The 25546-nt window shown below is 49.7% G+C and carries 27 protein-coding genes; 26 read left to right on the top strand and 1 reads right to left on the bottom strand.

Translation table 11 applies throughout. The features are described 5' to 3' along the window. Position 1 precedes the first annotated feature (1 nt). The 18 genes from aroB to MKX74_RS15610 all read left to right on the top strand — a co-directional run bounded on the left by aroB (position 2) and on the right by MKX74_RS15610 (position 17444). Entirely contained in the window at positions 2-1099 is a 1098-nt protein-coding gene (gene aroB, locus MKX74_RS15695) for a 3-dehydroquinate synthase (RefSeq protein WP_341179076.1), read from the top strand. Between the two features lie 2 nt (positions 1100-1101). Then, the gene (gene aroH / locus MKX74_RS15690) at positions 1102-1482 is read left to right on the top strand and encodes a chorismate mutase (RefSeq protein ID WP_018886234.1); all 381 of its coding nucleotides are present in this window, start codon (positions 1102-1104) and stop codon (positions 1480-1482) included. Positions 1483-2193: 711 nt separating this feature from the next. Beyond that, complete coding sequence (gene trpE, locus MKX74_RS15685) at positions 2194-3741, top strand: anthranilate synthase component I (RefSeq protein ID WP_341179075.1); 1548 nt, start codon at positions 2194-2196, stop codon at positions 3739-3741. A 109-nt stretch (positions 3742-3850) separates the two neighbouring features. Continuing rightward, the gene (gene trpD, locus MKX74_RS15680; protein ID WP_018886232.1) at positions 3851-4891 is read left to right on the top strand and encodes an anthranilate phosphoribosyltransferase; all 1041 of its coding nucleotides are present in this window, start codon (positions 3851-3853) and stop codon (positions 4889-4891) included. Then, the gene (gene trpC, locus MKX74_RS15675; RefSeq protein WP_341179074.1) at positions 4881-5678 is read left to right on the top strand and encodes an indole-3-glycerol phosphate synthase TrpC; all 798 of its coding nucleotides are present in this window, start codon (positions 4881-4883) and stop codon (positions 5676-5678) included. The genes trpD and trpC overlap by 11 nt, the downstream gene beginning before the upstream one ends. Positions 5679-5818: 140 nt before the next feature. Further along, complete coding sequence (locus MKX74_RS15670) at positions 5819-6499, top strand: phosphoribosylanthranilate isomerase (protein ID WP_341179073.1); 681 nt, start codon at positions 5819-5821, stop codon at positions 6497-6499. Then, positions 6483-7679, top strand: coding sequence for a tryptophan synthase subunit beta (trpB, locus tag MKX74_RS15665; protein ID WP_028589092.1), 1197 nt, complete (start codon positions 6483-6485; stop codon positions 7677-7679). Before MKX74_RS15670 ends, trpB begins: the two co-directional genes overlap by 17 nt. Then, the gene (gene trpA / locus MKX74_RS15660) at positions 7676-8482 is read left to right on the top strand and encodes a tryptophan synthase subunit alpha (RefSeq protein ID WP_341179072.1); all 807 of its coding nucleotides are present in this window, start codon (positions 7676-7678) and stop codon (positions 8480-8482) included. Before trpB ends, trpA begins: the two co-directional genes overlap by 4 nt. Before the next feature lie 64 nt (positions 8483-8546). Continuing rightward, positions 8547-9638 carry a histidinol-phosphate transaminase gene (gene hisC / locus MKX74_RS15655; RefSeq protein ID WP_341179071.1) on the top strand — a complete coding sequence of 364 codons (1092 nt, stop codon included), beginning with the start codon at positions 8547-8549 and terminating at the stop codon, positions 9636-9638. 22 nt (positions 9639-9660) lie between these two features. Further along, complete coding sequence (locus MKX74_RS15650) at positions 9661-10749, top strand: prephenate dehydrogenase (RefSeq protein ID WP_341179070.1); 1089 nt, start codon at positions 9661-9663, stop codon at positions 10747-10749. An 801-nt stretch (positions 10750-11550) separates the two neighbouring features. After that, positions 11551-12147: an RNA polymerase sigma factor gene (locus MKX74_RS15645; protein ID WP_018886225.1), complete on the top strand. Its 597-nt coding sequence runs from the start codon at positions 11551-11553 to the stop codon at positions 12145-12147. A 20-nt stretch (positions 12148-12167) separates the two neighbouring features. Beyond that, entirely contained in the window at positions 12168-12746 is a 579-nt protein-coding gene (locus tag MKX74_RS15640; RefSeq protein ID WP_341179069.1) for an anti-sigma factor, read from the top strand. Between the two features lie 87 nt (positions 12747-12833). Continuing rightward, on the top strand, positions 12834-13409 hold the full coding sequence (locus MKX74_RS15635; protein ID WP_341179068.1) for a histidine phosphatase family protein: 576 nt from the start codon (positions 12834-12836) through the stop codon (positions 13407-13409). A gap of 194 nt (positions 13410-13603) precedes the next feature. Next, positions 13604-14692, top strand: coding sequence for a hypothetical protein (locus MKX74_RS15630; RefSeq protein ID WP_341179067.1), 1089 nt, complete (start codon positions 13604-13606; stop codon positions 14690-14692). Positions 14693-14746: 54 nt separating this feature from the next. Then, entirely contained in the window at positions 14747-15253 is a 507-nt protein-coding gene (locus MKX74_RS15625; protein WP_341179066.1) for a gamma carbonic anhydrase family protein, read from the top strand. Between the two features lie 23 nt (positions 15254-15276). After that, positions 15277-15459: an IDEAL domain-containing protein gene (locus tag MKX74_RS15620; RefSeq protein ID WP_018886220.1), complete on the top strand. Its 183-nt coding sequence runs from the start codon at positions 15277-15279 to the stop codon at positions 15457-15459. Positions 15460-15741: 282 nt separating this feature from the next. Then, entirely contained in the window at positions 15742-16392 is a 651-nt protein-coding gene (locus tag MKX74_RS15615; RefSeq protein ID WP_341179065.1) for a DUF1405 domain-containing protein, read from the top strand. A 212-nt stretch (positions 16393-16604) separates the two neighbouring features. After that, positions 16605-17444 (top strand): sporulation protein YpjB, encoded by an 840-nt coding sequence (locus MKX74_RS15610; RefSeq protein ID WP_341179064.1) that lies wholly within the window; start codon positions 16605-16607, stop codon positions 17442-17444. Between the two features lie 74 nt (positions 17445-17518). Here the strand turns inward: MKX74_RS15610 and MKX74_RS15605 are convergent, their stop codons facing one another. Then, a complete protein-coding gene (locus tag MKX74_RS15605) occupies positions 17519-18388 on the bottom strand; it encodes a YitT family protein (RefSeq protein ID WP_018886217.1) in 870 nt (289 codons plus the stop codon). Positions 18389-18623: 235 nt separating this feature from the next. Between MKX74_RS15605 and MKX74_RS15600 the strand changes: the two genes are divergently transcribed. The 8 genes from MKX74_RS15600 to MKX74_RS15565 all read left to right on the top strand — a co-directional run bounded on the left by MKX74_RS15600 (position 18624) and on the right by MKX74_RS15565 (position 25241). Next, a complete protein-coding gene (locus tag MKX74_RS15600) occupies positions 18624-18953 on the top strand; it encodes a nucleotide pyrophosphohydrolase (protein ID WP_025677795.1) in 330 nt (109 codons plus the stop codon). A 49-nt stretch (positions 18954-19002) separates the two neighbouring features. Continuing rightward, positions 19003-19542 carry a tetratricopeptide repeat protein gene (locus MKX74_RS15595; protein WP_018886215.1) on the top strand — a complete coding sequence of 180 codons (540 nt, stop codon included), beginning with the start codon at positions 19003-19005 and terminating at the stop codon, positions 19540-19542. A 60-nt stretch (positions 19543-19602) separates the two neighbouring features. Next, positions 19603-20406, top strand: coding sequence for a 4-hydroxy-tetrahydrodipicolinate reductase (dapB, locus tag MKX74_RS15590; RefSeq protein WP_341179063.1), 804 nt, complete (start codon positions 19603-19605; stop codon positions 20404-20406). Between the two features lie 31 nt (positions 20407-20437). Then, a complete protein-coding gene (gene mgsA, locus MKX74_RS15585; protein ID WP_018886213.1) occupies positions 20438-20872 on the top strand; it encodes a methylglyoxal synthase in 435 nt (144 codons plus the stop codon). Further along, positions 20869-21573 carry a bacillithiol biosynthesis deacetylase BshB1 gene (gene bshB1 / locus MKX74_RS15580; protein ID WP_341179062.1) on the top strand — a complete coding sequence of 235 codons (705 nt, stop codon included), beginning with the start codon at positions 20869-20871 and terminating at the stop codon, positions 21571-21573. Before mgsA ends, bshB1 begins: the two co-directional genes overlap by 4 nt. A 115-nt stretch (positions 21574-21688) precedes the next feature. Beyond that, positions 21689-22852, top strand: coding sequence for an N-acetyl-alpha-D-glucosaminyl L-malate synthase BshA (gene bshA / locus MKX74_RS15575; protein ID WP_018886211.1), 1164 nt, complete (start codon positions 21689-21691; stop codon positions 22850-22852). 120 nt (positions 22853-22972) lie between these two features. Then, positions 22973-24277: a CCA tRNA nucleotidyltransferase gene (locus tag MKX74_RS15570; protein WP_341179061.1), complete on the top strand. Its 1305-nt coding sequence runs from the start codon at positions 22973-22975 to the stop codon at positions 24275-24277. Next, positions 24264-25241: a biotin--[acetyl-CoA-carboxylase] ligase gene (locus tag MKX74_RS15565; protein ID WP_341179060.1), complete on the top strand. Its 978-nt coding sequence runs from the start codon at positions 24264-24266 to the stop codon at positions 25239-25241. The genes MKX74_RS15570 and MKX74_RS15565 overlap by 14 nt, the downstream gene beginning before the upstream one ends. The last annotated feature ends 305 nt before the right edge of the window (positions 25242-25546 follow it).

Raw genomic sequence — 25546 nt, 5'->3', positions numbered from 1 at the left:
GATGCAGACCATTACAGTTCAATTGGATCAAGAACGCACGTATCCCATCTATATCGGTAGAGGGCTACTGCCAGAGGCCGGCAATTATTTCCGCCAACATGGTATATCGAGCAAGAGCCCGCTACTCATTGTAGCTGATGATAATACAGCTCCGAGATATTTGAAGATTCTGGAGGACAGCCTGCGGGAGCAGGGGTACACGACAGTTGCTTCGATCGTGAAGGCTGGAGAGACCTCCAAGTCCTTGACGGTATATGAGCAAGTTATCACTACTGCACTGGAGGCAGGACTGAATCGGAGCTCAGCGGTCATCGCACTAGGTGGCGGAGTTGTAGGTGATCTCGCGGGCTTTGTGGCTGCGAGCTTCATGCGTGGCATCAAGTTCATCCAGGTGCCGACGACTATCCTTGCGCATGATAGCAGCGTAGGGGGCAAGGTAGGCATTAACCATCCTTTGGCTAAAAATATGATTGGCGCTTTCCACCAACCCGAGCTTGTATTGTATGACGTGGACACCTTACTGACGCTACCTCCTCGTGAGGTGTCAGCCGGACTCTCGGAGATGCTGAAGCATGGTCTGATTTGGGATGAAGCCTTCGCATACTGGTGCCTTGAGCATGCCGAGGAGCTATTGGCGCTTCAGCCCGATGCGCTTGAATATGGCTTGGGCCAAGGCTGTGCAGTCAAGGCAGCTGTTGTCTCTCAGGATGAGCGAGAAGAGGGACTGCGTGCCATTCTGAATTTGGGACATACGATCGGTCATGCCATTGAAGCAATTGCTGGCTACGGAGAATTTTTGCACGGAGAGGCCATTTCAATCGGGATGGTAGGTTCAGCTCTGCTCGGCGTACGTCTGGGAGCTGACCCGTCCCTCGCTGTGGAGACACGGAGCATGCTGAAGGCACTGAAGCTGCCCACTGTACTGCCCAAGCATCTGGCTACAGAGCAGCTGCTGACCGCCATGATGCATGACAAGAAGTTCAAAGAGGGAGTAGTCACTTTCGTAGTGCCACGGGCGATGGGGCGTGTGGATATTGTGAAGGATATTTCCATAGAGATGGTCAGAGAGGTCATCGAGCAGCTTAGAGAGGAGGAGTAAGCGTGTATAATCGAGGAATTCGGGGAGCAACGACCGTAAGCTCGAACAATGCGGACGAGATTCTCGAAGCGACCGCAGAGCTATTGAATGATATTGTATCCCGGAATCAGATTCAGCCGGAGCAGATCTGCCATGTGTGGATCACTATGACACAGGATCTGGATGCCGCTTTCCCCGCCAAGGCCATTCGGGAGCTGGAGGGCTGGGAGCTCGTCCCGCTGATGTGCGCTGTTGAGATACCAGTGCAAGGAAGTCTAGAGCGTTGTATCCGCTTTATGGTTCAGATCAATACGAACAAGACGCAGCGTGAGATCAACCACGTATATTTACGCGGCGCGAAGGTCCTGCGACCAGACTTGTCGTCCTCCAAGAGCAGCTCATGAATTTGGGAGTTGCCAAGGAGTGTCATTTTACGCTATAGTGTACCTATAGTTCAGATGAGTTCAGCATGAGATGAGTATGTAACGCAAGCTAGGCAGGATTGTTAGGTTATTAGATAAGCAGATGAGTGCTAGCGCGGAAGCGCCTAGTATAGATGAGTGAAAGTTAGAGTGCCCAAGTGAAGCTGGTTTAGTGATGTGATGAACTATTGGTCAGATCACGACAGTCTAATTTGGCTAAGAATAATTCCATATACTGTGGATAGCTAAGTTGAGTGAAGTAGAGTCAGTTGAGTCGAGATGAGAAGAGTTGAGATAAGCTAGGTCCATATTTTTTCGCAAAGGTCTGTCTATGAGATCAATACAGCAGTATCCTGTTGTGTGTTTGAACGGGATCGGTGTAAGACGAATAGACTTGCGAAGGGTTCTAAAGGCATGAGTTCACCGAGGATTATAGAGTACTACGTGTTCAGCGAAGCTGGGCCATTCTATAGTCTCTGGAGCTATATAGCCTCGAGCAGTCTTGCTTCATTAGAATGGCGTCGATAGATGTTACTCTAATGTCAAGTATCGGACTACCCAAAATATGGCGGCAATCGACATCCATTAACGACAACAGTCTCTACCTTACGGTAGGGACTTTTTTATTTGCCCAGATATTATCCATCACAAGTCGCAGTGCAAATATTTGAATTGAAGGAAGGAAGCGATCAAATGCTGACCCCTAATGTAGAGCTTGTAATTTCGATGGCCGGTCAATACAATCTGATCCCGGTACATAAAAAGGTGCTGGCTGACATGGAGACACCCATTCGGATTTTCCGCCGTTATGCGGAGCAGGAGCATGCTTTTCTGCTGGAAAGTGTGGAGGGTGGGGCGCAATGGGCTCGCTATTCCTTCATTGGCAAAGACCCTTTTCTGATGATCTCCGGTAAAAAAGGACGGCTTGTCATCAACAGCAAAGGGAGGGAGCAAGAGGTGCACGGCAAGCCGATTGAGGCGCTCAAGACGCTGCTGCGGAAATACCGCAGCCCCAAGCTGGATGAGATGCCGCCGTTCACCGGAGGGGCCATCGGATTCTTCGGTTATGATCTCCTTCAATATTATGAGAAGCTACCCGCTCATGCGGTGGATGACCTTAATATGGATGATATTCGCTTCATGTTCTGTGATCAAATCATTGTATTTGACCATGTCAAGCAGCAGATGCTGCTAGTAGGCAATGTACATGTGCCAGAAGGTGCAACGGATGATGAGATTCGCCGGGCGTATGCCGCTGTAGAGCGGAAGCTGGAAGCGACGGCCATGCAGCTGCGGCAGCCTGTGAAGGAGGACCCGTTCAGCGCAGCTACAGTACCTGGTGATGTAGAGCTGGGAACGATCCACTCCAATGTGACGAAGGAGCAATTTATAGGGAATGTGGAGCGGGCCAAGGAATACATTCGCGCAGGGGACATCTTTCAGGTGGTATTGTCCCAACGCTTCCATATTGATACCGAGGTATCGCCGTTGCATGTCTACCGCGTACTGCGGACGATGAATCCTTCTCCGTATATGTACTACTTGAAAATGGGCGAGGAAATCATCGTCGGTACATCTCCAGAGGCGCTGGTCAAGGTCGATCATGGCCGCGTAGAGACGAGACCCATTGCAGGCACGAGACCACGCGGTAGCACAGAGGCAGAGGATCAGGCTTTGGCAGAGGAACTGCTGAAGGACGAGAAGGAACGGGCAGAGCATCTGATGCTGGTGGACCTTGGGCGGAATGATCTGGGCAGAGTGTCTGAATTCGGCACGGTCACCTGTGACACATTCATGGAGATCGAGCGGTACTCACATGTAATGCATATTGTGTCCAACGTATCGGGACAGCTTGCCAAGGACAAGGATTTCTTTGATGCTTTCCTGTCCTGCCTCCCAGCTGGAACCGTCTCGGGCGCTCCGAAGCTGAGAGCGATGGAGATTATCGGGGAGCTTGAGCGTGAGTCCAGAGGAGCCTATGCTGGAGCGATCGGCTATCTCGGCTTCACGGGAAATATGGATACTTGTATTACGATCCGGACAATTGTATTCCGTAAGGGCAGAGCCTACGTACAGGCTGGAGCGGGGATTGTATGGGACTCTGTTGCAGAGAGTGAATATATGGAGACCATCAATAAGGCCAAGGCGATGCTGAAGGCGATTCGAACAGCTGAAGAAATGTTCCCACAGCCTGCTAGATTGGGAGATGTGCTGAATCAGGATTACTTGTTCGCTCCTTGATTGGATTCAGATGACATGCATGCAATAAGCATATAAGACAAAGGTGTCGCTGGCAGACACTGCATTATTCATAAGAAGGATTACAAATTGAGAAGAGGAGGAGTAGGCAATGAACATGGAGCACTTGATGCAGAACGGACTGAACCACATACTGGAAGGCAAGGACTTGAGCCAGTTCGAAGCGCGGAGCATGATGGAGCACATTATGAATGGAAAGGCCACGTCCGCTCAGATTGGCGGCTTGCTGACAGCACTGCGCATGAAGGGGGAGACGGTCGAGGAGATTACAGGCTTCGCAGAAGCGATGCGTGGGCATGCACAAGGCGTACAGGTAGAGCAGCGTCAGCTCCTTGACACTTGTGGTACTGGGGGATCTGGTATTCATAAATTTAATATTTCTACTGTATCTGCTATTATCGCATCAGCAGCCTCTGTGAGAGTCGCCAAGCATGGTAATCGTTCGGCTAGTGGTAGAGCTGGCAGCGCAGATGTACTTGAAGCTCTAGGTGTGAATATTCATCTGAACGGAGAGCAGGCGAAGGAGTGCTTGGAGCATGTCGGTATATGCTTCCTGTTCGCTCAGTTGTATCACCCTTCTATGAAGTATGCAGCTGCTCCAAGACGTGAGCTTGGGGTCAGAACCGTATTCAATATGCTTGGTCCGCTTACCAATCCGGCAGGGGCTGATCGTCAGCTGCTTGGTATCTATGATCGGAGTAAGACGGATGTTGTGGCAGCCGTGCTTCAGCGACTAGGTTCTAAACGGGCTTTGGTTGTATGCAGTCATGAAGGACTGGATGAGATTAGCATTTCAGCCCCGACGACGGTGTCGGAGCTCAGGAATGGAGATATACTGACATACGATATAGATCCCGGGCAATTGGGGCTTAGCACATATCCTCTGGAGCAGGTATTGGGTGGGGATGCAGCTACTAATGCGCTTATCATCCACCGTGTTCTGAACGGAGAGCAGGGACCGTATCGTGATGTAGTGTTGGCCAATGCAGGTGCCTGCATCTATGTCGCAGGTCTGGCCGATTCTTTGCAGGCAGGTGTAGCCACCGCTGCACAGGTCATTGATACAGGCAAAGCAAAGGAAAAACTACAGCAGTTAATTATGGCAACAGGAGGATATGAGCATGTATCTTGATCAAATCGTCGTCACCAAGCACAAAGAAGTTGCGAGACTTAAGGAAAGCTTTTCTATCGCAGAGGCAGAAAGAGTGATTAGAGAGTTACCTGCCACCAAGGGCTTCGAGGCTGCGCTCTCACAAAATCGCACACGGCCTATGGGCCTGATCGCAGAGGTCAAGAAGGCCTCACCCTCCAAGGGCTTGATTCGCCCTGATTTTCATCCGTTGGACATTGCCCGTGCCTATGAAGAGGCTGGTGCAGATTGCATCTCGGTGCTTACGGACGTGGAATATTTCCAGGGGGGACCTGAGGTACTGCGCTCTATTCGAAATACCGTCAGCATCCCGTTGCTTCGTAAGGATTTTATTATTGATGAGCTGCAAATCTATGAAGCACGAGTGCTGGGAGCAGACGCAATTCTGTTGATCGCGGCCATTTTGGAACCAGAGCAGATCGCCAGCTACCATCGCACAGCCCGTGAACTAGGTATGGATGTACTCGTGGAGGTTCATGATCGTCAAGAACTGGAGACGGTATTAGAGGTGGATGGAGCTACCCTCATCGGGGTGAACAACCGGGATCTGCGTACATTCGAGACCAGACTGGAGACGACGGAGCAATTAGCTGCCTTGGTACCGGATGATGTAACACTAATCAGTGAAAGTGGCATAGCTGGGCCGCAGGATGTAGAGTTTCTTAGAGGAACAGGAGCACAGGGGATACTGGTAGGGGAATATTTCATGCGTCAGCAGGATATCGGACGTGCTGTGCTCGAATTAATGGAAGGTAAGCTACAGCAATAGGAAAAGTGGCGATTACAGCTACAGAATGAAAGCAGAACAGAAACAACACAGAAGCAGCGCAGTAATGCTAATGATAACAGCAATGCAACGCAATAGTATTGGGGATCATGCTTTATGAGCTTAGAGAAAGGAGCAATAGCATGGAGAGGACGGCCGTAAAAATTTGTGGACTTCAAAGCGTTGAAGTGCTAAAATCTATGGTACATTTACCAGTGGATTATATCGGATTCGTATTTGCGCCAAGCAAGCGTCGGGTCACAGCACAGCAGGCGGCCGAACTGATCCCTATTCTAAGGGAATGGCAGACGGAAGCTGCGCCGCAAAGTGTCGGCGTATTTGTTAATCCCGAGCTGCAAGAGCTGAGGGAACTGCTTCACACAGCCCCGCTGGATATTATTCAGCTACATGGGCAGGAGAGTCCTGAATTTTGCCGTGCAGTTAAGGAACAATTGGACCTAAGGGTGATCAAAGCACTTCCTATTACGGATGGTACAGAAGCATCTGTACATAACCAATTGGATGACTATATCGGGACTATAGATGCTCTACTGCTAGATACACATGACCCCGTATATGGGGGAGGGTCGGGGCGAACTTTTGCATGGGACAGAATTCCTGCTTATCAGGACTGGGCACAGCAGCATGGAATTACACTGCTCGTCGCCGGAGGCCTGCATTCAGAGAATGTCACAGAGCTCATAGCGTTATATGCTCCTGACGGACTGGACGTATCTAGTGGCGTAGAGACAGATGGGATGAAGGATATACAGAAAATTACAAGTTTTGTGGAGAGGGTGAAGCGGCTTGACACAATATCCTGATATGAACGGACGCTTTGGGGTGTTCGGGGGCAGATTTGTACCTGAGACCCTGATGAATGCTTTGCTTGAGCTAGAGGAGTCTTACCGGAAGTATGCAGATGATCCAGCATTTAATGCGGAGCTGAATGATCTGCTGCAAAATTATTCGGGGCGGGAGACGCCACTGTACTACGCGAAGCGTCTCAGTGAGCATCTCGGACAAGCCAAGATCTACCTGAAGCGTGAAGACCTTAACCATACAGGTGCGCATAAGATTAATAACGCGTTGGGACAAGGACTGCTGGCACAGCGAATGGGCAAGACCAAGGTTATTGCTGAGACTGGTGCAGGACAGCATGGTGTAGCTACAGCGACCGTGGCTGCATTGCTTGGGCTGGAATGCAAAGTCTTCATGGGCGAGGAGGATACCGTTCGCCAGCAGCTGAACGTATTTCGCATGCGTCTGCTGGGTGCAGAGGTCGTTACTGTCACTTCAGGGACACGGACCCTCAAGGACGCCGGTAATGAAGCGCTTCGTTACTGGGTTAGCCATGTGCATGATACCTTTTACATTCTGGGCTCTGCTGTTGGACCGCATCCGTATCCGATGATGGTTCGTAACTTCCAGCGAGTTATCGGCGATGAGACACGCCGTCAGATTCTGGAGGCAGAGGGCCGACTGCCAAATGTCGTGGTAGCTGCTGTCGGAGGTGGTAGCAATGCCATCGGCATGTTCTATCCTTTTCTGGAGGATGAGACTGTGAAGCTGGTCGGAGTAGAGGCAGCAGGTAAAGGTGTCGATACAGAGTATCATGCGGCTACGATGACAAAAGGGACACACGGCGTGTTTCAGGGCTCCATGAGCTATTTGCTGCAAGACCAATACGGGCAAGTGCAGCCTGCACATTCGATCTCGGCGGGTCTGGACTATCCGGGAGTCGGTCCAGAACATTCCTATCTGAAGGATATTGAACGAGCAGAATACGTACCGATTACCGATGATGAGGCTATCGAGGCCTTACAGCTCATGTGCCGCTTGGAGGGAATCCTGCCGGCGCTGGAATCCTCGCATGCTATTGCTCAGGTCATCAAACTGGCACCACAACTGAGCAGTGATGATGTTGTAGTCATTTGCCTGTCTGGACGCGGTGATAAAGACGTAGAATCGATCATTAAGTATACAGGGGGAGAGCCGTCATGAATCGAATGGATGAAGTCTTCACGCGTCTGCGCGGTGAAGGGAGAACAGCGCTAATTCCTTTCCTGACGGTCGGAGACCCGGATCTGAATACAACCTTGGATATCATTCACGAGCTGGAGGAGGCCGGGGCAGATATTCTGGAGCTGGGAGTTCCCTATTCGGACCCTCTTGCTGACGGTCCGGTCATCCAGCGTGCCTCCGAGCGGGCCTTGCAGAGCCAAATTACGATTCACTCGTGTCTGGAGGTTGCCAAGCAAGCGAGAGAAGCCGGGTCACAGCTGCCTTTCATTCTCTTCACCTACTATAATCCTATTCTACAGATGGGATTGGAGACCTTTTTTGCAACGATTCGGACGCATGATATCAGTGGTCTGATTATTCCCGATCTTCCCATCGAGGAGGCGGAAGTCATGGGCAAGATGGCGGAAGAGGCCGATGTCCATCTCGTGCCGCTGGTAGCCCCGACATCCGATCAGCGAATTGAGAAGATCGTGAAGAATGCACGCGGATTTATTTATTGTGTATCCTCGCTTGGTGTAACGGGTGAGCGGTCCTCCTTCCATAATGAAGTGGATAGCTTCATCGCCAAGGTCAAGAGCTTCACAGATATTCCAGTTGCTGTCGGCTTCGGGATTTCTACACGGGAGCAAGTGCAGCGCTTCTCGCAAATGTGCGATGGCGTCGTGGTGGGCAGTGCCATCGTGCGGCAGATTGAAGAGACTATTCCTCTGCTTCGCGAGTCTGGTAGCAGACAGAATGGACTATTGCAAATTCGTCAGTTTGTGGCACAATTGAGAGTATAATTTTTTGCATTGCGCGTACGTGCTTACGTACGCGCAATGATGCATCTAGAAGGGGGAAACTGGCATGCAGCCAAAACAGCGTATTGTCGGTCTTCCGGTCTATAAGCCGGGCAAGCCGATTGAAGAAGTAAAGAAGGAGCTGGGTCTGAGCGAGGTCATCAAGCTGGCCTCCAATGAGAATCCTTATGGAAGCTCCCCTACAGTAGCCCAAGCGATTCAAAATGAGCTATCACAGCTGTTCTTGTATCCAGACGGGAGTGCTGTTGAGCTGACAGCACAGCTGGCTCAGCATGTTGGTGTTCAGTCTGATCAGATTATCTTCGGGTGCGGCTCGGATGAAGTGATTGCTCTGATTGCGCGTGCTTTCTTGCAGCCAGGCGACGAGACGATCATGGCAGATTCGACATTCTCCGTTTATAAGAGCAATGCTGATATCGAAGGAGCCGCTACCATTGAGGTTCCATTGGAGGATGGGACTCATGATCTGAGTGCGATGCTGTCTCGTGTGAACGAACGGACCAAAATCATTTGGGTGTGCAATCCGAATAATCCTACAGGAACTATTGTTACCGAGGATGAGCTCACTGCTTTCCTGGACCGTGTTCCACAGCATGTAATGGTCGTACTGGACGAAGCCTACTTCGAGTATGTAACCGATGCCTCATATCCCAATAGCATTCAATTGCTATCCCGATACGATAATCTGGTCATTCTTCGTACGTTCTCCAAGATCTATGGACTTGCTGCTCTGCGTGTAGGTTATGGAATTGGACGTGCAGCCGTGATCAAGCTGATCAATCAGGTGCGGGAGCCGTTCAACACGTCTCGCCTGGGACAAGCTGCAGCACGAGCAGCACTTCAGGATCAGGCCTTTGTTGACCACTGCCGTCAGAAGAATGCTGACGGAATTATTTATTTGCAGGAGCAATTCTCGCGTCTTGGTCTTGCGACTTTCCCGGCGCACGGGAACTTTGTCATGGTGGATGTAGGACGCCCTTCATCCGAAGTCTTTGACGCTTTGCTGCGTAAAGGAATTATTATCCGTTCAGGCTTTAAGAAACATCCAACATTCATTCGCGTAACGGTAGGGACTCCAGAGCAGAACGCAGCCTTTATTCATGCGCTTGAAGAGGTACTGGGAGCAGTTAAAGCGTAAATAACTGATAGGACAGATTCTGATGAAAATAGCTATAATTGGAGTGGGGCTGATTGGCGGTTCACTTGGTCTTTGCTTTAAGGGGAAGCCGGGAATCAACGTCGTCGGCCACGCTCATATGCCAGAACTCATTGACCCCATGATTACACGAGGCGTCGTGGATACGGCTACTCTGTCGTTGGAGGAAGCAACCGAGGATGCCGATTTTATTTTTCTGTGCGTGCCAGTAAGTCTGCTGGAGCATTATTTGCTCAGGCTGGCAGAGCTTCCTCTCAAGCAGGGCTGTATTATTACGGATGTCGGTAGTACTAAATCCTCGATTACCCGTCTGGCGTCTGAGACGAATCTTCAAGGGGCTTATTTTATCGGTGGGCATCCGATGGCAGGCTCGGAGCGCTCAGGGGTAACGGCAGCTTCTTCGGTGCTGTTCGAGAATGCTTATTATGTGTTGTGTCCTGACGCAAAGGTGCCTAAGCAAGCTGTGAACGCTTTGAAGGAGCTGCTGGGCCACACGAAAGCGCAGGTTGTGACAGTAGAGCCTGTCATGCATGATGATATCGTAGGTGCAATAAGTCATTTACCGCATATTATCGCAGCTTCACTCGTGAATCAGGTGCGGGCTTATGATGAGGAAAATCCACTCTACAGTACACTGGCTGCTGGAGGCTTCAGGGATATTACGCGGATTGCCTCCAGTGATCCTATCGTCTGGCGGGACATCCTGCTCAGCAATAGGCAGGTACTACTGCGGTTACTGCGAGATTGGAATCGTCAGATCGAACGTTTTACTGAGCTGCTGGAATGCCAGGACGGTTCTGGGGTTGAGCAGGAGTTTGCGACAGCCGGAGCATTCCGTAGTGAATTACCTGAGCGCCGTAAAGGAATGATCACGTCAACGTTCGATCTGTATATTGATGTCCCGGATACGCCTGGTATCATCGGTCAGATTGCGACATTGCTGGGCGATCATCGTATCAATCTGAGCAACATGCAGATTATTGAGAGCAGGGAGGATGTGCCTGGCATCCTGCGTCTGTCCTTCCGACAGGAAGAAGCATGGAGCCGGGCAAGGGAGCTCTTGCAGTCCCAAGGCCATCATGTTGTTATTTAGCTAGACATCTCGGGTTCATGCGGGGGTGGATGGAGGGCAGTCGGCCCGTCCATTCATTGCCTATACGGGACCCGATTTTCAATATTAAGGAAAAAGAAAACGCTTAAAAAAAGAGTGTTGACAAAATGAAAACGGATACATATAATAAAAGTACAGTATGGTTTCTCTCCACTCCTATCCTTTAACTAAACTACTTGAGACATAGTAGTAACCACTTAGGCCTTGGCCTAGGTGGTCTTTTTTTTGTTCTAAGGAGTCTTAAAAAAGATTTGTAAAAATCCGATAATCATACTAAGGAATTCACAGGCTTGAGAAAGCATATGGTATAGTTCGAGGTAGAACTCGAACTATATTCTAAGCTGAAGATTTCTTCTAAGGCCACGCTTAGGTCATTCCCCAAATCTATACTAAAGCTCTCTGCTAAATTACATGATAAAAGTCTTGAGCAAAAGACCTTTGGGATGAGGCACAGTAAGGGTTTGGAAATGTTTCTGATTGTTCACATTATTTTTTCATGATTTTCGGGCTTGTTTGGAGCTTTTGACCACTGGTTTTTTGTGATACAATGAACTAGGTATTTTTGGAACTTGGTCTTTTTTTTATTTTTATTTCGTGTGTTTTGACGGACGGATACTCTTTTTTGTTGATGATGACGGATGTTCTTTTTTGTTGATGATGTTGTTTTGTTTGTTTTCAGAAAAATATGCGGCTTGACCGCAACTTTTAATAACCTGTTCGGTAATACATATATAGAGTCGAACGGGGAACAGGCATGTTAGGGGCGAGGAGGCTCTCACTCGGATGATGACAGATTCCCAGTTGATTCAGGAAATTAAGCAAGGCAATGTGGAAATGTATTCAGAACTCATGCGCAGGTATCAGCGTAAAATTCTGGCTTTTGTATATCATATGTTAAAAAGCTCCAACCTGGAGATGATGGCAGAGGACTTGTGCTCAGAGACCTTTTACAAGGCCTACAAGAGCCTCGGGACCTTCCGTGAAGTGGATGCATCGTTCTCAACTTGGCTATACACAATTGCACGGAATACGGTGCTCAGCGAACTGCGTAAGCAGCGGAGCGGAAGTGTACCGTTAGAGGAAAGTGGTTATGTGCCAGTTGCACCTACGGATCTGATACCAGAGCAGGCGATCTTGCGTACAGAGCAGGTCGAGATGGTACGGGAAGCGATCAAGAATCTGCCTGAGAAGCAACGCTCCGCTTTGATTCTCAGAGAATATGATCAACTGGACTACCAGGAGATTGCAAAGATTCTCGGACAGACGGTAAGTGCTGTAAAATCTCTTTTATTCAGGGCGCGTTCAAGTGTTAAGAACCAATTGGAGCCTTATTTGTTTGAACCCGTATTTGAGGAAAGGGAAGGACTGAAGAGCCGATGAAATGCAGGGAGGCTAAGGAATTGTTCGGCAAGCTAGATCATTTGTCCGAGCAAGACCCGCGCCGCAAGATGGCTGAGGACCATCAGGCGGATTGTGAGCACTGTTCGGCAGATCAAGATTTGGGCCAAGTGAAGAGCTTAGCTGTTCAAGAGTTCGTAGATGAAGTAACTGAAGAGCAAGCAGAGCAAGTAAATCGCAGAGTCATGGAGCGGATCTACGCAGAATCTCCATGGCTAGTTCCTGGCGAAAATCGGCGTTCCAGAATCAGTCCTGCACTTCGCAGGCATGTATCGCTCTGGATTGCAGGATTTCTCGCCCTATTTTTATGCAGTTTTTTGGTGCTGAACCTTAGCGGACGCACCGTCCGACCGACAGAGACAACCCTGCAACCATCAGGCCTGATGCCTACCGGTGTGGCTGGATCAGACTCGGCTTCATCAAGCTTTATTGTGCATGTTCCCGAAGGCCATATTGGCATTATGGAACCGATCGTAGGGAATCTGATTCCTACGTATCCGCAATATTGGATGGTGCTGTCTGTACTCGCGGTGGCTCTGGCTCTGGTGTCCATCAGTTGGGTGCACCGAGTGAGGCGCTAGGTGAACAAAGAACAAGAGATCAAATGCCAAGTATGCAGTGAGCTCTGAATACAGAAGCTGAACTAATCGAACTACGGAGGAACTACAATGCTGCTAGGTTTGATCAGACACGGTCTTACAGATTGGAATGCAATGGGTAAGATTCAGGGGCAAAGTGACATTGCACTTAATGACGAGGGCAGAAGACAGGCCCGCTTGCTAGGAGAAAGGCTACTCCAGGAGCCTTTTGAATGGCACGCTATTGTTACAAGTCACTTGTCCAGAGCAAGAGAGACTGGAGAAATTTTGGGCGAAATACTGAAAATTCCGGTTCTGGAGCCAGACCAACGACTACAAGAGCGGGCTTATGGCGAGGTTGAGGGCTTGACTCAGGAGGAGCGGGAAGCTCGTTGGGGCAAGGAATGGCATTTGCTCAATCTTGGCCAGGAATCGGAGGCAGCTCTGATTGAGCGTGGAATGCATTTTTTGCAGGATGTATGGGATAAACATCAGGACAAAAACTTGCTTATAGTATCGCATGGTGCTTTGCTTGCCCAGCTGTATTCCAGACTGTACCCCGAGCATGTGAGTGAACGAATTGGGAATCTATCTCTTACGATTATCAAAAGAGAGGATCTGGAATGGGTAAAGGTGCTGTTCAACAGCACAGATCATTTGCTTTAGGCATAGCACTTGCTATAGGAAGAAATGTTCAAAGGTTTTCTTACAGCCCTGCGGCTGAAGGAAGCCTTTTTTTCTTTTTACTCTATTTTACGTTTAAGAGAGCATAAATTCGTCAAAGATGTGCATAGACAGCATTGCTTCTAAGGCTAGAATCCATTCTCCAGCGACAGGACGAAGATAAGGCGGTGGAACCCTTGAACCTTGCAGATATGCTCACCTTTGCGGACATTGGACAATTGAACAGAATTGCCGATCATTATGCTTGTGAATGCAAGCCTAACTCCAAGCACGAATTGATTCAGGGAATTCTTAGCAAGCTGGGAGGAAGGGATTTCTTCGAGCAACAGGTGCAGGAACTGCATGCAGCAGACCGCAGATTTTTGAACAGTCTCCTTTTTGACGAAAGGCCCTACCTGAGCATGGAGGAGCTATTGGCTACAGCCCGTCAAGCTATTGGAGACGCGGAAGAGGGTGCTGAGCAGACACCCCGAGCGGTCGTGTCCCGTTTGCGTAACTCGGGCTGGCTATTCAACGGTTCGACGCACAACACGCGTTACCTGTATCAGATGCCGGAGGATCTGAAGAAGCGACTTCGGCATACAATCAGCAAAAGCATGCGAGCGGCAGTGACAAGCCTGCCCCCCCCACAGGCATACCGGGATGAAGGTCATCTGCTGGCTGAGGATCTGAGACTCATGCTGCGATTTGTAGATGGTCATGAGATTACATTGAATGCAGAAGGTGTCATGTACAGAAGAAGCCAACAGCAGCTCATAGAGCATATGCATATTGCGGAGCAGCTTACAGCCAAGGGAGGCTGGCGGTTTGGATACGGGAGGTCGTTCAGGCATTACCCTGATCGTCTGGCTTTGCTGCTGGATTATGCACTGCACCGCAGATTGATTCAGGAACGGAACGGACTGCTGATCCTGACAGATGCAGGACGGGAAACGCTGGATATACCGCTTGAAGACAGTATGATACAGTTGTTCAGATTTTGGTTAAGATTGTATAAAGGCGCTATCCCGAATCTGTTCTCACTGGTCTACTGGATTTGTACATGCACAGAGCAGTGGATATCCAGTCAAGAGCTGTACGAGCAGGTACAGGGATATATCAAGCCCTTCTACTATGACACAGCAGAGGATATCTTCACTAGACGTCTTCTCCGAATGATGATGCATTTGGGGATGCTCAGGTCAACGGATCAGGAGCAAGGTGCGATCCAGATGACAGCATGGGGTAGGGAAGCCGTTCGAAGCTATGGTATCGAGCTGTGTTGACATTCCTGACGGTGGTTGCTAGAATCTCATCCAAATGTAGAAAGGGTGAGTTCTATGAAGATTGCTTACAAGGACTATCTGCCTTCTGTTCATTCTACCGTGTACGTAGCCGAAGGGGCCAAGCTGGTAGGGGATGTCACCATCGCTGCACAATCCTCAGTATGGTTCAACGCGGTGCTTCGAGGAGATATGGCGCCAGTAATCATTGGGGAGCGTTCCAATATTCAGGATAACGTCGTGGGTCATGTGAACACGAATCAGCCGCTGGTGCTGGCAGAGGATGTATCGGTAGGCCATTCTGCTATTATCCATGGCTGCACCATCGGCAAAGGTACATTAATTGGCATGGGGGCTATCGTACTTAACGGCGCAGAGATTGGTGAATATGCTTTAGTAGGGGCAGGCTCCATCATAACGGAGCGTAGCAAGATTCCTCCCTATACGCTGGCACTAGGCTCCCCGGCACGAGTAGTGCGCGAGCTGACAGAGGCGGATCTGGAGCGAATGGCTCTTACGGCACAGAATTATGTCGAGAAAGGCAAGCAATATCAAATTCCTTGAACCCTAGTTTGGAGGTGCATCCTATGGATAAAATGAAAGTTACTTATGAAGTCATGCTGGGACTGTCAGCTGAAATGGTGCTTGATGATGCTTTGCAAAAGTATCGTAGTGAGAAGCTGTACCTGGCCATTGACGAGGCACTAGCTTCCAAAGACGAGGTAGCTTTTCGGAATCTTACGGATGAACTGAAAGCGATGATTCGATAAGCTGCAAGCTTGCTTAAAAGTAGCAGCCACAGTAGAATAGAATACAGAGCCTGACCGTATATGCGGTCAGGTTTCTTCAAGATGGTGAAACACTTTTAGATATCGTACATAAGTTTTGAGTGAGCCGAAGTGAGTCGGACCTTGCTTGCAACAATCCTTCCGCCAAGTGCGGTCTGTTTTTTTGTGGAGGAGCGTCGAAGGACGTTTTCTTGGCTTTTTAAAGTGTCTACATGGCTGGATCTGTTTATGAGGTCCACGTCCATGCCGGAGGGGGAACATGGGTTGTCAATTTCGTTGTTATGGAGTCGGGCTTTTTTGACGAATCGCTATTTTTTGTGGCTGCTGTTCATTTGTAATCTGGTAGGCACTGTGTATGGGTATGTATGGTACGGGGCGCAGCTTCGCTATACTTGGGAGGAATACCCCGGCTGGCTGTTAGTTTTTGTACCCGATAGTCCGACAGCAAGTCTATTTTTTTGTGCAGCCTTGTTATTTTTACTGTATCCTCCCAAACGTTTGCTTGGCAGGGCGCTGCGTGCAGTATTGGAAGCTCTTGCGGTAGTGACCAGCGTGAAATACGGTGTATGGGCATCTGCGATTATCTTTGCTGGGGCAGCCCAGGGAGGAATGATTCAGCCTACCGACTGGATGCTCGTTGCCTCACACACGATTATGGCGGTAGAGGTATTGCTGTATGTGCGTTTTTTTACCTTTGGAGCGGGGGCTTTGGCCTTGGCAGCAGGGTGGACCTTCCTGAATGATACGATGGATTATACATATGGGATTTTCCCTTGGCTACCTGCTACGCTGCATGATCATGTCCCGGCTGTACGCAATTTTACATTCCTGCTGACGCTTGGAAGTGTACTGCTTGGGGGCTTGTTCAGGTATCTGGGTGTGCGCGGCGTTCGGCAAGAGGAACTGCAGCGCTAGTATCATTGATATTTTGGAGTAGGTGCGACAGTCCAGCTCAACATAGCTCAAGCACAACAACACACTTCAAGCACGTTCAACAGAATACGTACGTTTAGGAAAAAGGTGAACACACACTCGTCTGTGCACTGGGGCATATTCTGATTGTCTCCCTGCGTGGGTAGTTCTAGTCGCTTCCTCTTGTCCATAAGCTAAGGATAAGGGGGTGTCCGATGAACCGATTCAAACAGTTATGTGCTGTTGCTGTCAGCATACTTCTTGCTAGCATTCTTTTGCTTCCTGAAGGTATAGCGGACGCTGGCGTTCAGATCGCAGGTGCGAAAGAAGCTACGATTAGAGAATTGAATCAGCGGGCAGAGCTGCTCTATAGATATGCATCTGATGGTGATATTAGCGCGGTACAGCAGGAGCTTGAACGTATTCGCAGTCTCTTTGCCAGCGGAGATGTTCAGCAACAGCTTACGATGGAAGGGGTTCACGCCCTGTCAGGTAGCATTCTTGATCTGGAGCAGTCTTTACGGTCTGTACAGGCTTCCCAGGAGGAGACCGTTCGCGTGGCCGCCAGCTTGAGGTTGGCTACGGACACGCTTGTTCATCCGAAAAATCCACTTTGGCAGCAGTATTTCAAGATATTAAAGGAAGATCTGAACGCCATGCAGACTCAATTCTCCAAAGGCAGTAAAAGCGGAGTATCAACAGAGCTTCAATCTATGGAGGAGCATTATGCCACCATTCGTACAGCCGTCGTTGTGAGCGGGTCTTCTGCTGCGGTGGTTCGAATGGACTCCTGGATGTCGTATATGCGGGGAGTTGCGGATCGGCAGCCATTAGATATTTCTGCACTTCAGTCTGCCATGGGCAGCGGAAGTGAGACGTTAAACGTGTTATTCGGCAGAGAAAAGGACGCATCGGCCTTCGCCAGCTTTGTCCCGATAGCTGACAGTCGCAATGCCATGCTGGCCATCTCCATCCTGCTATCCTGCGCACTAAGCTACGCAGCTTATCGCAAGTATAATGGAGAAAGCCCCTGGAAGCCACGCTTCAGGAGCTAATAGGTGTTCTACCAGCAATTGCCCCAATGGCGATGAGACAATAAGGTCTTATAGCCTTGGGGCAATTTTTTTCATTACTCTTCTCTAAAGCCTTCACCGTGGACATCCTGAACTTCACTAATAATCATGAATGCTCGCGGATCGACAGATTTCACGATTTGCTGTAAGCGACGAATTTCCTGTCGGGAGACAACGCAATAAGCGACGTACTTGGCCTGCTGTGAATAGGCGCCAATTGCCGGAATGATCGTTACCCCTCGCTCCATGTCCTTGGTAATGATAGAGGCAATCTCATTTGCATGGTCGCTGATAATCATGAAGGCTTTGCCCGAATAGGCCCCTTCCTGAATAAAATCAATGACCTTGGAAGCGATGAAGACGGCAACCAGTGTGTACAAGATCTTCTCCTTGGGAATATAGAGTAATGAGGTCCCGATGATAATGACATCAATGCCAAGCATAATTTGTCCCATGCTCCAGCCATACCGACGATTCAATATTCTGGCTATAATATCAGAGCCGCCAGTAGTGCCGCCGAAGCGGAATACGATGCCTAACCCGGCCCCCAGCGTTACACCTGCATATAATGCAGCTAGTAAAATATCATGCTCGGTTGCAAAAGGCTCGATCCAGCCAGCCTTGATCATTCTTTCGAATAGCCACAGGAAGAAGGTTAGCGCTCCGATGCCGATCCCTGTGTAGATCATCTGTCTTCCGCCGAGAACTTTCCACCCGATCATGTAGAGAGGTATATTAAGAAGAAGGGTGGACAGGGATGGCGAGATGGAAAAGGCATAGTTCAGCAATAGTGTTATGCCTGTTACTCCGCCTTCCATCAGTTTGTTAGGAATGATGAAATACAGGATTCCAAAAGCAAATACAGCAGCACCTAGCACGATTGGTAGTATGGTTTTAAAAGGCTCCAGAGACTTTAGCGTCTTCATATTATCCCTCACTGTTAATAATTTGGCGTTGCCTTTAGAATATTTTTCCGGGCAACCTTACATAGTATACCTTGTTCATGGAAGATAAAAAATATTTGTTTTCAAATCTTCTTTACGATAACATATGGATAAACCTTCGTAACGACCAGTTCAAGCAGCTCTTATTGGAATTTGGAGCTTTGGCGCAACTGTTCGTTCTATAGTGATAGTGAGTTGCTAAAAGGAGATTGGATTCATGGACAAAACACTTGCAGACATGCAGCGTGAAGTTGATCAGTATATTTCGCAGTTCAAAGAAGGATATTTCAGTCCTTTATCTATGCTGGCACGCATGTCGGAGGAAGTGGGAGAGCTCGCGCGCGAGGTGAATCATTCTTTTGGTGAGAAGCCGAAGAAGGCGGACGAAGCAGATAACTCCATTGAACTGGAGCTTGGGGATATATTGTTTATCACCATTTGCTTTGCCAATTCCCTTGGCATTGACCTAACACAGGCCCACGATAAAGTGATGCACAAATTCAACACACGCGACGCAAATCGCTGGACCAAAAAGGACACCGATTAGGCTATCCTTACATATGCTGTACTAAACCGGAATTCGGAGGTGCGGCAGCATGAAGGCGGATGATTGCATTCAGAAGGCATACCAATGCATATTGAACAGCGATTTTGAAGCGGCAATCCGTTATTTTGAACAGGCTATTGCCCAGGAACCCCATGTTGCCAGCCATCACTACCGATGCTCCGTCACTCATGCCCGCAGCAATCACCTGGATCAGGCTGTTCAATGCGCAAGAAGAGCTATACAGCTGGCGCCCGGGCAAGAGGAATATGTGCTTCATTTGCACGCCCTGGAAGCCAGGCAATATACAGCAGAGGCCCGCAGGCTCCTTGAAGGAGATCAGCGCCATGATCAGGCGATTACGCATTTGGCCTTATCCCTCCTGATGGAGGCTGTAAGACTAGACCCTTTAAGCGGGGATGCGCTTGTACTGACGGCATTAGCCTATGGAGAGCTATCCCGATACGATGACGCTATTCGTGCGATTCAGGAGGCGCAAGCCCTTCTTCCTCATGAGGAGAGGTTGAATCGTCTGCTAGTAGATATGCACCGTCGCAAATTAGAGGCGGATACCGGACATGAGCCCCATTGACTCGGGCCTGATGAAGATGAAACTAACGACTTCCAGACAGCAGCAAAAGGAGATGCAAACATGGCAGATAAAATTAGAGTAGCAGTTGTAGGAGCCGGCGGACGTATGGGAAGAGAAGTAGTTAAGCTGGCTTTGCAGGATCATGAGCTTGAGCTTGTTGCTGCAGTGAGTCGTTCCGAGGTTGGGATGGATGCAGGAGCGATGGTTGGATTAGAACCAGCCGGAGTGCTCGTAACAGAAGATCTGGAGTCGGCACTGGCAAGCAGTGGTGCGGAGGTCATGGTGGATTTCACAACCCCACAATTCGCATACAAGCATACACTGCTTGCCATCCAGCATGGTGTACGTCCTGTCATGGGGACGACGGGCTTCACGCCTGAGCAGATTGAAGAATTGGACAAGCAATGCAAGCTGCATGGGATCGGTGGGCTGATTGCACCCAATTTCTCCATTGGCGTCATTCTGATGATGCGATTCGCTGCCCAAGCGGCTAAATATTTCCCGCATCTTGAGATTATTGAGTATCACGGGGATCACAAGCTTGATGCCCCTTCCGGAACTGCAGTGAAGACAGCGGAGATGATTGCCGAGCAGCGTCAGGAGCTCCGTCAGGGCAATCCGCATGAGGAAGAGACAATTGAAGGCTCGCGCGGAGGCTACTATCAGGGCTTCCGTATTCATAGTGTTCGATTACCAGGTGTATTCGCTCAGCAGGAGGTTGTGTTCGGTGATTATGGGCAATCGCTCAAAATTCGTCATGACTCCTACGAACGTGCTGGATACATGCCAGGGGTTAAGATTGGGATTCAAAAGGTAATGGAGCGCACTGGAATGGTGTATGGATTTGAGCATTTTATTGATTAGTATCTAACTGGATGAGAGAGGGTACACATCTATGCTGAAAATTGCATTTATCGCTCACGACAGAAAAAAAGACGAAATGGTTAATTTTGTGACAGCCTACGAGCATGTCTTTAAGGATTATGAGCTGTACTCTACGGGTACAACCGGACAACGTATCATGGATGTGACCTCGTTGAAGATCCACCGCTTCATGAGCGGTCCACTAGGCGGAGATCAGCAGATTGGTGCGCTTGTCGCACAAAATGAAATGGATCTGATCATTTTCCTGCGCGATCCACTTATGGCCCAGCCGCACGAGCCTGACATCACGGCCTTGCTGCGTTTGTGTGACGTACAGGGGATTCCGCTTGCGACCAATATTGCGACTGCTGAAATTCTCGTAAAGGCTGTAGATCGGGGAGACTTTGCTTGGCGCAACCTGGTTCATAAATACAAGCCTGGTGTAGATGAGGCTGGGGACGCATGAGTCTGGATATCTTGATATTCGGTGCTCATGCGGATGACGCCGAGATTGGAATGGCAGGTACAATTGCGAAGCATGTGTCGGCAGGAATGCGGGTAGGAATCTGTGACCTCACTCGTGCCGAGATGTCCTCTAACGGGACTGTAGAACTTCGGCAGAAGGAAGCCGACGAGGCCGGGCGGATCTTGGGACTGGCGACAAGAAGCAATCTGGGACTGCCCGATCGGGGACTGTACATAACACCAGAGCATATTGCTACAGTAACAGCAGAAATTCGCCGTCATGCTCCTTCCATCGTGTTTGCACCATACTGGGAGGACAGGCATCCGGATCATGTGATGTGCAGTAAGCTGGTCGATGAGGCTGTCTTCAACGCGAAGCTGCGTCGGTATATGCCAGAGCTGCCAGCAGTACATGTACAACAGCTGTACTATTACTTTATCAATGACCTTGGACAGGCCGATGTCATCGTAGATGTAACCGAGCATTATGAGCTCAAGGAGCAGAGCCTGATGTGCTATCGCTCCCAATTCGATGCACCTGCCGAAGGTGATGATGTAGTCGCAACACCTCTGAACCAGGGGTATCTACAGCGCGTGCGTGCCAGAGATTCCTTACTCGGGCAGCGTTCGCTGATTCAGCTGGCGGAAGGGTTTGCCTGCAAAACACCGATTGTAGTTGAACATTTTCATTCCCGCGGGTAGCGCTTTTGAACGTTACAGCGGGATTTTTTTCGGGAATAGACCCGTCATTGTTTCGTACAAGGATGGTACATATAGAAGTTAATTTAAGTGTAGGAAAAAGAGGTGACCTTGGAACATGGATCGCAAATTAAAAATTGGTATCACCTGTTATCCCTCTTTGGGTGGATCAGGCGTAGTTGCTACAGAACTAGGTAAGCTCTTGGCCGAGCGTGGACACGAGGTCCATTTTATCGCGAATGGCATTCCGTTTCGATTAGGTGGACATTTCCATCGGAATATCTTTTATCACGAAGTCGAAGTCAATGATTATTACGTATTTCGTTATCCTCCGTATGATCTGTCATTGGCTACCAAGATGGCGCAGGTTGCGCAAATGAAGAACCTGGATGTTCTGCATGTCCATTATGCGGTACCACATGCGGTATGTGCCTTTCTTGCGAAGCAGATGGTCGGAGATCAATTAAAGGTAGTAACAACCCTTCATGGTACGGATATTACGGTCCTGGCTCAGGATGAATCGCTTAAGGATCTCATCAGGCTGGCTATCAACCAGAGTGATGCGGTTACGGCTGTATCGCAGGATTTGATTACAGAGACAATTGATGTGCTGGATATCGAGCGTCCGATTGATCTGACCTACAATTTTGTGGACAAGCGGGTGTACTTCCCGAGAGATGCGGCTTCCCTGCGGAGGGATTTTGCACGGCCAGATGAGAAGATTCTGATGCATATCTCGAATTTCCGACCGGTGAAGCGTGTCAGCGATGTACTGGATATCTTCTACCGAGTACAGCAAAAGGTGAAATCCAAGCTGCTGCTGGTAGGTGAAGGCCCTGATCTGCCGAAAATTCGTTGCAAGATTGAAGAGCTCGGACTGCAGGACGAGGTGTTCTTTGTTGGCAAACAGGACGAAATTGCACAAGTTATCTCGATGGCAGATGTGCTCCTGCTTCCTTCGGAGAAGGAGAGCTTCGGATTGGTTGGTCTGGAGGCCATGGCCTGCGGCGTACCGACAGTAGGATCGACGGCTGGTGGAATTCCTGAGCTGATCGTTCATGGAGAGACTGGATTCCTGGCCGGAATTGGCGATACAGAGCGCATGGCGGACTATGCCATTCAGTTACTGACGGATGAACAGCTCGCGGCAAACTTCAGAGAAGCCTGCCTTGAACGCGCACGGACCGTATTTTGCGATACATTAATCACTCAGCAGTATGAAGATATTTACTACCGGGTACTGGGACTTGAGACGTCTGCTTTGAAGCCGATTAATGGCTAAAAAAGTAACCCGACCTGCCATGTGTCACATCTGCCATAGCTGAAAGCTCAGGCTTGATGGGGCAGGCTCCTAATATCGGTAGTAACGCTTGCGGATTACAGCAGTAAAGGTGGGAACGCTATGTATGGTTGGCGTTACGCTGACCCCGATATGGTCAGCAATGGATTAAAAGTGTTGAATACGCTGATAGCAGCAGGCTATGAGACCTATTTTGTAGGTGGCTGTGTACGCGATGAGCTGCTAAAGCGCCCCGTGCATGATATGGACATAACGACGGCGGCGGAGCCTGAGCAGGTACTGAATCTTTTTCCAGATGCCATTCCTACGGGGATCCAGCACGGGACGGTTACAGTCATGCTTGAGGGCAACCCTTATGAAGTCACAACATTCAGAACGGAATCCGACTACAAGGATCACCGCAGACCTGCGGATGTAGCCTTCGTCAAGGAGATCATCGAGGACTTAAGAAGACGGGATTTTACGATGAATGCTATTGCAATGCGGCCTGATGGCACAAGAGTCGATCCCTTTGCAGGTGAAGAGGACATTCGTCTGGAGCTTGTTCGCTGTGTAGGCGAGGCTGAGCAGCGATTCGAGGAGGATGCTCTGCGCATGCTTCGTTGTGTGCGATTTGCGGCGAACTTTGGCTTCAGTATCGCTTATAACACGTGGAAGGCCTTGCTTCACAAAAGAGAACTTCTGCAGCATATTGCAATGGAGCGTGTGCGCACCGAGATCGAGAAGCTCCTGGAAGGCCCAGACCCTCTAAGAGGACTTGAGCTGCTTCGACGTTCTGGCCTGCTCAGCTATACGAAGGTCCCTACACCATGGGAGCAGGTCGATCCAGCTCTGCTGACACGTCTGGATGAGCTGGCACCTCCTCTGCGCTGGGGCATGCTGGCATGGTCTACACGTTTACCGGCAGAAGAGCTAGACCCAGTGCTGCGAGGGTGGACCTGCTCGAATGAAGTGCGAGAGCGTGCAATCGCTCTGCTACGCATGGAGGCCTCGCTTCAGCACGGAATAATGAATGCAATCATGGAGCAAGCAACACCAGCAGTTGGGCTGCATCGGCTGTGGATCAGCTTGATTCTAAAATATGGACCTGTAGCAGCAGAGGATTGGCTTGAGGTGCAACGGGTGATGCCGACTGAGTATCGTGAGCTTTCTTTGGAAGCCCGAAGTCATATGGAGCTAATCACGACACGTGGGCAGGAATGGCTGAGCTCAGCCCCGGTGCTTCAACTGAAGGATTTGGAGATTACCGGCGGGGAATTGGCGGCTATACTGGAGCGTCGTGGAGGACCTTGGCTGGGACAGCTCATGGCTCGTTTATTGTATAAGGCAGCCTGTGGGGAAGTAAAAAATGAGCGTGAGGCTCTAATTGAAGAAGCGAAGCGGGTGATGAACGATGAACAAGCATGAGCAGTTGCTACGCCTGTTGCTGGACTCGGAAGGCAGTGATATTTCCGGAGAGGATATTAGTCGCCAGCTGGACATTAGTCGTACGGCGGTCTGGAAGCATGTAAACAAGCTCCGCAAGCTGGGGTATGAAATTGATGCATCCCCTCGCCTTGGCTATCGCCTGTCGCGCCGTCCCGAGTGGCTGCAGCAGGGAGAGCTGGCTACAGCCATCGACACTCGGCGATTCGGGCAAGAGCTACGTGTGCTGATGAGTACAGCTTCGACGCAGCAGGTGGCCATGGAGCTCGCGGAGTCCGGGATGGCTGAGGGATTGACTGTGCTTGCAGAGGAGCAGACTGGAGGTCGCGGGCGATTCGGTCGGAAATGGTTCTCGCCACCGGGAAAAGGCATCTGGATGAGCATAGTTCTCCGACCTCAACAGCCGCTTCAGTATACTTCACAGCTTACGCTGGTGACGGGTGTGGCTGTATGTCGGGCCATTCGCCAATGCACAGGTGTGCAGGCTGAGATCAAATGGCCGAATGATCTGCTTGTGAATGGTCGTAAGCTATGTGGTATTCTGCTGGAGTCCGCTGTTGAGGACCAACGACTAAGGTATTGCATTGCAGGGATTGGAATTGATGTGAACCTGGAGGCAGAGGATTACCCAGAAGAGCTAAAGGGCGTAGCAACCTCGCTACGACTGGAATCAGGTAAGGTCATCAATCGCACGGAGCTGATCGCGGCGATCTTGTCTGAGCTAGAGAGCTTGTATGATCTGTATGCAGAGCAGGGATTCACACCAATTGCAGCCCTTTGGGAGGCGCTCTCGGTATCACTTGGGCGTAGAATTCGTTCTGTCATCCGAGGAGAGACTGTTGAAGGCACAGCTATGGGCTTGGATACGAGTGGTGCCTTGCTGTTGCGTCTGGATGATGGTCAAGTGGTGCCTGTATTTTCGGGAGAAATAGAGCTCAAGGCTTAATGAATCAAGAGTAACTTTATACAAAATGTAACTTACTTCCAGGATGGATTTATGCTACATGCTTTGTTATAATGTAACGGAGGCGGTATCGGATTGAGCCGAACTGCACTCCGGGGCATTGCCCATCCATTACAAAGCTGACCAACATACTTCATTTGCTGGCCCGCGTTGGATTCTGCTCTGAGCCGAACAGGACCGAGACAGAAGGGACGATCGCGAGTGACTCTTTTTTGGCTGTTCGGACCTTTGTAACGCGTTTTCATTACGTGTTGAAAGGTTTTTTTGCTTTGCCAAAAAAAGAACTG

It is taken from the genome of Paenibacillus sp. FSL K6-1230, from assembly GCF_038002385.1.
In the GTDB taxonomy this organism is placed as follows: Bacteria; Bacillota; Bacilli; order Paenibacillales; family Paenibacillaceae; genus Paenibacillus; species Paenibacillus massiliensis.
The sequence above is the reverse complement of the archived record's forward strand: the minus strand, read 5'-3'. Positions and strand labels throughout refer to the sequence as shown.

What these genes read in the sequence shown, in the direction of transcription:
- MKX74_RS15605 (WP_018886217.1), bottom strand. Translation starts at nt 18,388, where the DNA reads ATGAAGACGCTAAAGTCTCTGGAGCCTTTTAAAACCATACTACCAATC.
- MKX74_RS15610 (WP_341179064.1), top strand. Translation starts at nt 16,605, where the DNA reads ATGAACCGATTCAAACAGTTATGTGCTGTTGCTGTCAGCATACTTCTT.
- MKX74_RS15565 (WP_341179060.1), top strand. Translation starts at nt 24,264, where the DNA reads ATGAACAAGCATGAGCAGTTGCTACGCCTGTTGCTGGACTCGGAAGGC.
- MKX74_RS15625 (WP_341179066.1), top strand. Translation starts at nt 14,747, where the DNA reads ATGAAGATTGCTTACAAGGACTATCTGCCTTCTGTTCATTCTACCGTG.
- bshA (WP_018886211.1), top strand. Translation starts at nt 21,689, where the DNA reads ATGGATCGCAAATTAAAAATTGGTATCACCTGTTATCCCTCTTTGGGT.
- trpC (WP_341179074.1), top strand. Translation starts at nt 4,881, where the DNA reads ATGTATCTTGATCAAATCGTCGTCACCAAGCACAAAGAAGTTGCGAGA.
- hisC (WP_341179071.1), top strand. Translation starts at nt 8,547, where the DNA reads ATGCAGCCAAAACAGCGTATTGTCGGTCTTCCGGTCTATAAGCCGGGC.
- aroB (WP_341179076.1), top strand. Translation starts at nt 2, where the DNA reads ATGCAGACCATTACAGTTCAATTGGATCAAGAACGCACGTATCCCATC.
- MKX74_RS15595 (WP_018886215.1), top strand. Translation starts at nt 19,003, where the DNA reads ATGAAGGCGGATGATTGCATTCAGAAGGCATACCAATGCATATTGAAC.
- MKX74_RS15600 (WP_025677795.1), top strand. Translation starts at nt 18,624, where the DNA reads ATGGACAAAACACTTGCAGACATGCAGCGTGAAGTTGATCAGTATATT.
- MKX74_RS15670 (WP_341179073.1), top strand. Translation starts at nt 5,819, where the DNA reads ATGGAGAGGACGGCCGTAAAAATTTGTGGACTTCAAAGCGTTGAAGTG.
- mgsA (WP_018886213.1), top strand. Translation starts at nt 20,438, where the DNA reads ATGCTGAAAATTGCATTTATCGCTCACGACAGAAAAAAAGACGAAATG.
- trpD (WP_018886232.1), top strand. Translation starts at nt 3,851, where the DNA reads ATGAACATGGAGCACTTGATGCAGAACGGACTGAACCACATACTGGAA.
- MKX74_RS15570 (WP_341179061.1), top strand. Translation starts at nt 22,973, where the DNA reads ATGTATGGTTGGCGTTACGCTGACCCCGATATGGTCAGCAATGGATTA.
- MKX74_RS15645 (WP_018886225.1), top strand. Translation starts at nt 11,551, where the DNA reads ATGATGACAGATTCCCAGTTGATTCAGGAAATTAAGCAAGGCAATGTG.
- dapB (WP_341179063.1), top strand. Translation starts at nt 19,603, where the DNA reads ATGGCAGATAAAATTAGAGTAGCAGTTGTAGGAGCCGGCGGACGTATG.
- MKX74_RS15635 (WP_341179068.1), top strand. Translation starts at nt 12,834, where the DNA reads ATGCTGCTAGGTTTGATCAGACACGGTCTTACAGATTGGAATGCAATG.
- bshB1 (WP_341179062.1), top strand. Translation starts at nt 20,869, where the DNA reads ATGAGTCTGGATATCTTGATATTCGGTGCTCATGCGGATGACGCCGAG.
- trpA (WP_341179072.1), top strand. Translation starts at nt 7,676, where the DNA reads ATGAATCGAATGGATGAAGTCTTCACGCGTCTGCGCGGTGAAGGGAGA.
- MKX74_RS15650 (WP_341179070.1), top strand. Translation starts at nt 9,661, where the DNA reads ATGAAAATAGCTATAATTGGAGTGGGGCTGATTGGCGGTTCACTTGGT.
- MKX74_RS15620 (WP_018886220.1), top strand. Translation starts at nt 15,277, where the DNA reads ATGGATAAAATGAAAGTTACTTATGAAGTCATGCTGGGACTGTCAGCT.
- trpE (WP_341179075.1), top strand. Translation starts at nt 2,194, where the DNA reads ATGCTGACCCCTAATGTAGAGCTTGTAATTTCGATGGCCGGTCAATAC.